Annotated in this window: 8 protein-coding genes; 6 read left to right on the top strand and 2 right to left on the bottom strand. The window is 41.0% G+C overall.

The window, feature by feature from the left end; genetic code table 11:
• Positions 1–487: 487 nt before the first annotated feature.
• Positions 488–1,201, bottom strand: coding sequence for a DUF554 domain-containing protein (locus SCSH_RS05835; RefSeq protein WP_057490955.1), 714 nt, complete (start codon positions 1,199–1,201; stop codon positions 488–490).
• Positions 1,202–1,520: 319 nt separating this feature from the next.
• Between SCSH_RS05835 and SCSH_RS05830 the strand changes: the two genes are divergently transcribed.
• On the top strand, positions 1,521–1,970 hold the full coding sequence (locus SCSH_RS05830; RefSeq protein WP_057490954.1) for a GNAT family N-acetyltransferase: 450 nt from the start codon (positions 1,521–1,523) through the stop codon (positions 1,968–1,970).
• 217 nt (positions 1,971–2,187) lie between these two features.
• A complete protein-coding gene (gene pynA / locus SCSH_RS05825; protein ID WP_057490953.1) occupies positions 2,188–2,883 on the top strand; it encodes a pyrimidine 5'-nucleotidase PynA in 696 nt (231 codons plus the stop codon).
• Between the two features lie 36 nt (positions 2,884–2,919).
• Here pynA and SCSH_RS05820 read toward each other — a convergent pair whose 3' ends face one another.
• The gene (locus SCSH_RS05820) at positions 2,920–4,077 is read right to left on the bottom strand and encodes a low temperature requirement protein A (protein ID WP_057490952.1); all 1,158 of its coding nucleotides are present in this window, start codon (positions 4,075–4,077) and stop codon (positions 2,920–2,922) included.
• A gap of 292 nt (positions 4,078–4,369) precedes the next feature.
• Here SCSH_RS05820 and uvrC point away from each other — a divergent pair, with 292 nt between their 5' ends.
• The 4 genes from uvrC to SCSH_RS05800 all read left to right on the top strand — a co-directional run bounded on the left by uvrC (position 4,370) and on the right by SCSH_RS05800 (position 8,385).
• Positions 4,370–6,148, top strand: a complete 1,779-nt coding sequence (uvrC, locus tag SCSH_RS05815) for an excinuclease ABC subunit UvrC (protein ID WP_057490951.1) — start codon at positions 4,370–4,372, stop codon at positions 6,146–6,148.
• Positions 6,149–6,232: 84 nt separating this feature from the next.
• Entirely contained in the window at positions 6,233–6,937 is a 705-nt protein-coding gene (locus SCSH_RS05810) for a GNAT family N-acetyltransferase (RefSeq protein ID WP_057490950.1), read from the top strand.
• A gap of 88 nt (positions 6,938–7,025) precedes the next feature.
• Positions 7,026–7,352, top strand: a complete 327-nt coding sequence (locus tag SCSH_RS05805; protein WP_057490949.1) for a bacteriocin immunity family protein — start codon at positions 7,026–7,028, stop codon at positions 7,350–7,352.
• A gap of 430 nt (positions 7,353–7,782) precedes the next feature.
• Positions 7,783–8,385 (top strand): nitroreductase family protein, encoded by a 603-nt coding sequence (locus tag SCSH_RS05800; RefSeq protein ID WP_057490948.1) that lies wholly within the window; start codon positions 7,783–7,785, stop codon positions 8,383–8,385.
• Positions 8,386–8,393 lie beyond the last annotated feature (8 nt).

The following is an 8,393-nucleotide window of genomic DNA, read 5'->3' as shown; positions in this document are numbered from 1 at the left end:
CAGTGTTATAGACCAAGCGCTAGCAGCATAGATTTGTTGCGTTTTTGATGTTGGCTCGTTAAAGCGATGATTTTGGAAATGCGGATTATTGGGATTAGTTGGAGGCGGTATATCTTTTGTGATAACCATCTTGCTTTTTCTGGTAAGATTCCAGATACTTCCGTTTTTTTTGGTATTTAGGATATCTGGTTTTTCTCTTTAGATTGGCTGTGATGGCTTTGGGAATTATTGGGCTTGTTAAGTTTAATGAAGATACGCGTGTGCTAGCGTAGCTCATATTCTGTTTATAGTCAGTTTTGTAGTTAGTCTTATTTTTGGTCTTGCCGGTGATATCTGTACGGTTATTGGCGGATATATCTATTTGGGCTCTCTGGGGAATTTTGATAACAATCAGCAAAGCCCCTCACAGTTTTTTTAACTTTCAAGTCTTGAATTTTAGCACTTTAATCATTAATTGTTCTGGTATACAAAGTCTCAAAACGCCTTTTTAAATGTAGGCTAAAAGGACAGCAACGATTAAGGCCGGCAGCATGTTGGCAACGCGGACTTTTTTGCCCCAGACCAAGTTAAGGCCAACACAGAAGATCAAGATAGAGCCAATAAGAGAAATGTTGGCCAGGGCTGCCTGAGTCATGAGGGGCTGGAGGATTTTGGCAAAGAGGGTGATGCTCCCTTCGACAAAAAAGACGGGTATGGCCGAAAACGCAGCTCCTTTTCCCAGAGTACTGCTCATAACCAGAATGATAATAAAGTCCAAGATACTCTTGGTCGCAAGCACTGAATAATCTCCCAGAATACCATCATTGATGGCACCGACAACAGCCATGGCTCCAATGCAGACTGTCAGTGAAGCCGTAACAAAGGCATTGATAAAACGACTGTCTTTGGCATTGCCTGTTTTGTGTTTGAGCCAGTCGCCAAAGTGTTCAAAGAGACTTTCAATGTTGATTATTTCTCCGACCAAGGTCCCCAAAGTCAGACAAGCCACGATGAAAATACTCTGTCCACTTTCGAGCCCCTTGTGACTAATCGCTAGCATGCCTTGCATAGCACCAGCTATTCCTATGAAAAGCACAGAAATGCCAGATGCCATCATAAGGCCGTCCTGATAGGATTCTTTGAGCTTGTGTCCAAAGAAAGTGCCAAGCAGACCGCCTGCGATGATAGCGCCTGTATTGATAAGTGTGCCTAAACCAACCATGTTACCCCTCCTTAACATTCCTTAATATTATAGCAAAAGCTAGGTCCATCTTCTAGGGCAATTTGTCCGCCAAAGATCTGGATGATTACTGGAGAGACAGGTAAGCTAGCGCAAGAGTATCATAATGCCTTTAGCGAATGGCAAAGACGAAAGATAGTAAGTTTGACAATAAGGATCTCACTAAATTTTAGTGGGATTTTTTAAGAATAAGTACGGTCTGTAGCTGTTCAAATGACTGCTTGTTTTTTGCTTATGGTATAATTGGGAAAGATAAATAAAGAGAAAAGTTACTATTTTTAGAAGAAAAGGAGCGAGCAAAATGGAATTCAAACGGATAAGAGAGACAGATTTGCTCGCCTGTACAGCAGCCTTTATTGATATTTTTAATGATGAGCCTTGGTATGACGAATGGACTTTTGAAGGTGCCAAACAATACATTTCAGATTTTTACAAGACTCCTAACTTTTTAGGAATTTTGGCTGTTGAAAATGGCGAAATTATAGGTTTTATTTATGGTGTCACTAGAGCCTGGTGGAGCGGCAAGGAATTTTATATCCATGAAATGGGTGTCAAAAAAGCTTGGCGCAATCAAGGAATTGGCACAGCCCTTTTAGAACGCTTAGCCCAAGCCCTTGAAGGTCGAAATGTTGATAATTTTGCCCTCCTAACAGACCGTGGCATGCCTGCCGAAGAGTTTTATAAGAAAAATGGCTTTAAAGAAATTGAACGGCTGGTCTTTTACAGCCGGGATTTGCTATTCCCAAAATAAGGAAATGTTGTTCTGATAGATAGCCTATGACCTTAGATGTAAATAAGGAAACAATCAGCCTTTATACCTATCCCATTTTTCCGTGTTCATTAATAAGTTTGATGAGAAAGATGGGAGTAAGGCGCGTGAACTAGACTAGTGTTTGCTGGCTTGCCCACTTCCGGTATACGGTGATAAGAGCAAGCCAAAACAATCATTTTAGAAAGGATTCCCATCCATGCGTTACAAATTTCTACTTTTTGATCTTGATCATACACTTTTAGATTTTGATGCGGCAGAAGATGTGGCTTTAACAGCACTTTTGGAAGAAGCACGTGTACCTGACGTTCAAGCCTATAAGGATTTTTATGTTCCTATGAATCAGCAGCTTTGGCAGGATTTGACCTTGAAGAAGATCAGTAAAAAAGAACTGATCAACACACGTTTTACCCGTCTTTTTGCTCATTTTGGTCAGGAAGTGGATGGTCAGGTATTTGCCCGTCGTTATCAGGATTTTCTTAGTCAGCAAGGACAAGCCTTGACTGGGGCTGAGACGCTACTGGCAAGTTTAGCTGCTGATGGTTATCATATTTTTGGGGCGACTAATGGTATTACCAAAATTCAGACTGGTCGTATGGCCAATTCCAGTATAGCCCCTTATTTTGAGCAGGTTTTCATCTCGGATAGAATTGGTTTTCAAAAACCTGATAAGGCTTTCTATGATTATATTGCTGACGATATCAGCCATTTTGACCATAGCAGAGCTTTGATGATTGGTGACAGTCTTTTGGCTGATATTCAGGGCGGGTATAATGCTGGCATTGACACTGTTTGGTACAATCCTAGTCTCAAGGTCAACGAAACAAGCATCAAACCAACTTATGAAGTCAGTGATTATAAGCACTTGCTTGCTTTATTGAAAAGAAAAACCTGAATCTGGTGCTGGATTCAGGTTTTGTTTATCATTGTGTTATGAAAAATCTCTCAGATTCTTGGTTGGATCGGGATGTGGAACATTGTTTTGCTCTCTGAAGCGTTTGCGGATGAACATATAGTAACGGCTGAGGCACCATCCACCTATGATTAGGATAATAGAAAGGGGTAAGACATGAGGTCCTGCTATTACAAAAGCACTCAGAATGGCTGCTAATAAACTGGTAAATGCTAAATATTCACGCACTGTAAATTGATAGAGTTTCTGGTTATAATAAGTGGTCAGAAGGGTTCCTAGATATACCATCAATACACCTGTAACGAAGAGCTTAAAGCCAATCGGCGCGTGCTGATGGTCTGCTAAAAACTCTAGGCCAACTGTAAAAAAGTTGATACCAATAAAAATCAAGATGTGTACATAAAAGAGAAGGCTGGCGTTTTTGCGCGTGTGATGATTGATAGCTAGGAAGGTTTGTGTCATGTAAAACATAAAGAGCATGGCCATACCAAAAAAGAGGAGGGCACCCTGATAGAGATTTTCTGCCAGAGGATAAGTGCTGATAATGGCAATAACCGTTTCACCAAAAGTCAGAATGGTAACCAATTGTGCCCTCTCTAAAAAGTGGGGGAAGTTATCCCGCTCGGTGTCTAAATGCCGTCCCAAGAAGAAGGGGAGAATGAGCGGTATCAGGTAAAGAAGCCCAAGTTCAAAATGATTGTGAACAAAGGGGATTATTAAAGGAAAGATTGCTGCTGCAGAAATCAGATTATGAGCGATAGCTGTTTTGATATCTTTTGAAAAACCTAATTTCCTTCCTTTAAGAAAATATTGCAAACCAATGATGGCGTAGGCGATAATGAGTAAGAGGTTAAAGCGAAAATCATTGGCAGCTCGCTGGGATAAAAGAGAAGAGTCAAAATTGAAATTGAGAGCCATGTTTCCCAGAACAAACATGAGGGTAACGACCGTGTAGATATCTGCTCGTCGGGAGTCACCGTATTTGTTGTAGTAAAATACTTCATTCATCCAGACACTAAGCAGGATGATATTACCGAGGATAAAACTCCAAACTTCTAACCAGCCGATATGCTCAATGTGAAAGGCAGAGGTCAGCTTGCCAATAGCTAGGACAACAGCTAAGTCAAAGAATAGTTCGTAGTTAGATACACGCTTGGCGCGGATAGGTGTGGACATAGGATTCCTTTCTAGTAAATCAATGTGATTGAAGTGAAATGGCGCCTCAAATGCAGTTGAGATGCTTAACAAAAGTTTTTGAAGGCATAGATTGCTAAGGATTCTTTTAGAAATTCAGGCATTTTTTCAAGGGCATCAATGAAAGAAGATGGCTTTGCTGATTTGAGTTTTGGCCATGGCTTCTTCTTTTTTTAATACGTCCTTAGTTTATCAAAAAACAGATAGGGATAAAAGTAAAACTGACCGAAAGTAAAGTCAGAAAAATTGGCTTATTTCTGCTATAATAAAAGTTATGAATGAACTGATAAAACATAAGCTAGAATTGCTGCCGGACAGCCCCGGCTGCTATATTCACAAGGATAAAAAAGGGACTATTATTTATGTTGGCAAGGCCAAAAATTTAAAGAATCGTGTGCGTAGCTATTTTCATGGAAGCCACGACACTAAGACAGAGATGCTGGTGTCAGAAATCGAGGACTTTGAATACATTGTGACGGGTTCCAATATTGAGGCCCTTCTTTTAGAAATCAATCTCATTCAGGAAAATCATCCCAAATACAATATCAGGCTCAAAGATGACAAGTCTTACCCTTTTATTAAGATTACCAATGAGAGATACCCTCGCCTGTTGATTACGCGTCAGGTCAAAAAAGACAAGGGACATTACTTTGGTCCTTATCCTGATGTCGGCGCTGCCAATGAAATTAAAAGGCTGCTGGACAGGATTTTCCCTTTTAAGAAATGTACCAATCCGCCAGAAAAAGTTTGCTTTTACTATCACATTGGCCAGTGTTCTGCTCACACCGTCTGCCATACTGACCAGGCCTATTACGATAAGATGATAGAAGATGTCAGTAATTTTTTAAATGGCTATGACAATAAGATTGTTAATGGGCTCAAGGAAAAAATGCAGACCATGGCTGAAAACATGGAGTTTGAGCGGGCCGCAGAGTATCGGGATTTAATCAGTGCGATTGGTGTTCTCAGAACCAAGCAGCGGGTGATGGCGCAGGATTTGATTGACCGAGATATTTTTGGCTATTATGTCGATAAGGGCTGGATGTGCGTGCAGGTCTTTTTTGTCCGCCAAGGCAAGCTCATCCAGCGTGATGTCAACATGTTTCCTTATTACAATGAGCCTGAAGAAGATTTTTTGACCTACTTGGGTCAGTTTTATCGGGACAGGCGCCATATTATTCCTAAGGAAATCTTTATCCCCAAAAATATTGACGAAGAGTTCGTCAAAGCCTTGGTGGATACTAAGGTCATCAAACCTCAGCGCGGTGAGAAGAAGCAGCTGGTCAATTTGGCAATAAAAAATGCGCAGGTCAGCCTGCAGCAAAAATTTGACCTGCTAGAAAAAGACTTGAAAAAAACGCAGGGAGCTATTGATAATTTAGGGGAGCTGTTGGGAATTGAAAAGCCTGTAAGAATCGAAGCTTTTGATAATTCCAATATCCAAGGAACCAGCCCAGTTGCGGCCATGGTCGTCTTTGAAAATGGCAAGCCCAATAAAAAGGAATACCGTAAATATAAAATCAAAACCGTTACTGGTCCGGATGATTATGCCTCTATGCGAGAAGTCATCCGCCGCAGATACAGCCGTGTCAAGCGTGATGGTCTCAGAGTTCCGGACCTGATTATCATTGATGGCGGACCAGGTCAGGTCAATATCGCCAAGGAAGTTGTCAGAAAAGAAATTAATTTAACGATTCCTATCGCAGGTCTGCAAAAAAATGACAAGCACCAAACCCAAGAGCTGCTCTTTGGTGATCCGCTGGAAGTGGTGCCGCTGCCCAGAAATTCCGAAGAATTTTTTCTCTTGCATCGCATTCAAGACGAGGTGCACCGTTTTGCCATCACCTTTCACAGACAGGTTCGCAGCAAGAACAGCTTTAGTTCTAAACTGGATGGCATTGCAGGTCTTGGGCCTAAGCGCAAGCAATTATTGCTAAAACATTTCAAGAGTTTGACCAAGATTAAAGCGGCTAGTTTGGATGAGCTGACAGCCCTAGGAATTCCGCAGAAAGTCGCAGAAAATGTGCAGGAGAAGCTGCAAGAAAAAGCGTAAGGCAGAACTTGCTAAAATGCGACTACGTAAATTTAATGTAGAAGAGAAGAAACAAAGCCCTTAAGGGCAAATAAGGAGACCATTATGCCAACAAATATCTTTGATCAGCCAATTGGAGAATCAGTTCTTGATTTTAGACCTGGTCAATTGCCGGCTATCAAGCAGCTTACAGGAAATTATACCATCGTTGAACCTCTGAATGCGGATAGACATTTTGAGGATGCTTATACTTTTTATGGTCCTGACAGCCCTAACGAACAGTGGACCTATCTGCCAATTGATCATTTTGAAAATAAAGAAGATTTTAGGGATTATTTTGAAGGGATGGCTGATTCCAAGGATCCTTATTATTTAGCTATTATAGATAAGGAGAGTCACAAGATAATAGGTACGTTTTCTCTCATGCGAATAGATTCTAAAAATCGTGTGATTGAAATGGGCTGGGTTCTTTACGGTCCGGAGTTAAAGCACTCACGAATAGCGACTGAGGCCCAATATCTGGTCATGAAATATGTTTTTGAAGAATTGCATTATCGCCGCTACGAATGGAAGTGTGACAGCCTAAATGCGCCTTCTAATCAGGCTGCCAAGCGTTTAGGATTCACCTTTGAAGGAACCTTTCGGCGGGCAGTGGTTTATAAAAACCGCAGCCGCGATACTAACTGGTATTCCATGCTGGAAGAAGAATACCAAGCCATGAAAACTAAGTTTGACAAATGGCTGGATCCAGAAAATTTTGATGATCAAGGCCGCCAAATCACCTCTTTAAATGGTGCTCATGCAAGTTAAAAAATCCAATTTGACGAATACAACAGTTAAATTGGCGAGATTATATAGGCTAGGAACTGGCTGAATGTTGTAAAGTGAGGTAAAACTGATGACTAAAAAAGATAGACAGCAAATGGAAAATCAAGTCATGACAGACTACTACAATCTTTTGCTCAATCCGGATATTTATCCAGAAGAACGTGAGCTGCTGTTGGACTATAAGCAGGAAGTGGAGGCCGGGCGTGATTTTTCAAGACAGTCTTATCGCCTCTGCAGAGATTTAGAGCGCTTGTCATTGAAGTATTTGCAGAGAAAAAAAGGCTTATCAGAACCTGTTAAAGCTTTTTATGGTTCGCTTAACGGTTTAGAGGCATCAGAATTGAGAAACAATGAAATTGCCAAAGGGATTATTGCAGCCTCGGGAACTTGGTTATAAATACAAGCAGCAGATTTTCAATCTGCTGTTAGCTTGAAGAAAAAGTCCTTTTTTGATACTTCCTTAGGTGATGTCGGACGGCAGCGACTTCCTAGGGAATTCCATGCCTAAACTTTGAGCCACGGTCTCAAAGTTTCCGAGTGTCAGAATTGGCTTAAATTCACCATTTCTGACACTTTCATCACGGCGGAAGTATCCTTTAAACTCGTTTGCGTTCGTGGAATTTATATGGTAGTCTGCAGACTTCTTTGCTGATCAAGGTAGGCAAATGGAGAATTGTCTACAGTCTGGCAGCAGATTTTCAATCTGCTGTTTTAATGTCTGACGTTTTCTTATTTATTTTTAAGAAGATGCTGAAAAAGCTGTAAACAGTTTCAAAAAATGGTAAAATAAAAAAGTAACTATAACATATTAGAAGGATCGTTCATTTATGAAATTTTTAGAGTTAAATAAAAAGCGGCATGCGGTCAAGAAATTTAATGACAAGCCTGTTGATTTAAAAGATATCCGCACAGCGATTGAAATAGCTCAGCTGGCTCCCAGCGCCAATAATATTCAGCCCTGGAAATTTGTAATTGTCAAAGAAAAAAAGGAGCAGCTGGCTCAAAGTCTGCCTGCTCTCAATAAAGTACAGGTGGAACAGGCTCAGTATGTGATTGCACTTTTTACAGATACGGATCTGGTGCAGCGTGCCCGCAAGATTGCCAGAATTGGCAGTAAAAATCTTCCCGATGATATGATTGCCTACTATATGGAAACCCTGCCAGCTCGTTTTGCTTCTTTTGATGATAAGACCAAGGGTGAGTATCTGGCCCTTAATGCTGGGTTAGTGGCTATGAACTTGGTGCTGGCCTTGACTGACCAAGGTATTGCTTCCAATATAATCCTTGGTTTTGATAAAACAGTAGCCAATGAGATATTGGATATTGATGAGCGTTTTCGTCCTGAACTCTTGATTACTGTGGGTTATACAGATGAAGAGCTTGAGCCAAGCTACCGTCTGCCAGTTGATGAGATTATTGAGATACGATAGGAGCAGTT

The sequence above is a fragment of the Streptococcus orisasini genome (assembly GCF_001431045.1).
Taxonomy (GTDB): Bacteria; Bacillota; Bacilli; order Lactobacillales; family Streptococcaceae; genus Streptococcus; species Streptococcus orisasini.
This window is presented reverse-complemented; position numbering and strand designations above follow the sequence as displayed.

Bases quoted from the DNA above. Each gene is read 5' to 3' on its own strand.
- pynA (WP_057490953.1), top strand. From the start codon at position 2,188: ATGCGTTACAAATTTCTACTTTTTGATCTTGATCATACACTTTTAGAT.
- SCSH_RS05830 (WP_057490954.1), top strand. From the start codon at position 1,521: ATGGAATTCAAACGGATAAGAGAGACAGATTTGCTCGCCTGTACAGCA.
- SCSH_RS05810 (WP_057490950.1), top strand. From the start codon at position 6,233: ATGCCAACAAATATCTTTGATCAGCCAATTGGAGAATCAGTTCTTGAT.
- SCSH_RS05820 (WP_057490952.1), bottom strand. From the start codon at position 4,077: ATGTCCACACCTATCCGCGCCAAGCGTGTATCTAACTACGAACTATTC.
- uvrC (WP_057490951.1), top strand. From the start codon at position 4,370: ATGAATGAACTGATAAAACATAAGCTAGAATTGCTGCCGGACAGCCCC.
- SCSH_RS05800 (WP_057490948.1), top strand. From the start codon at position 7,783: ATGAAATTTTTAGAGTTAAATAAAAAGCGGCATGCGGTCAAGAAATTT.
- SCSH_RS05835 (WP_057490955.1), bottom strand. From the start codon at position 1,201: ATGGTTGGTTTAGGCACACTTATCAATACAGGCGCTATCATCGCAGGC.
- SCSH_RS05805 (WP_057490949.1), top strand. From the start codon at position 7,026: ATGACTAAAAAAGATAGACAGCAAATGGAAAATCAAGTCATGACAGAC.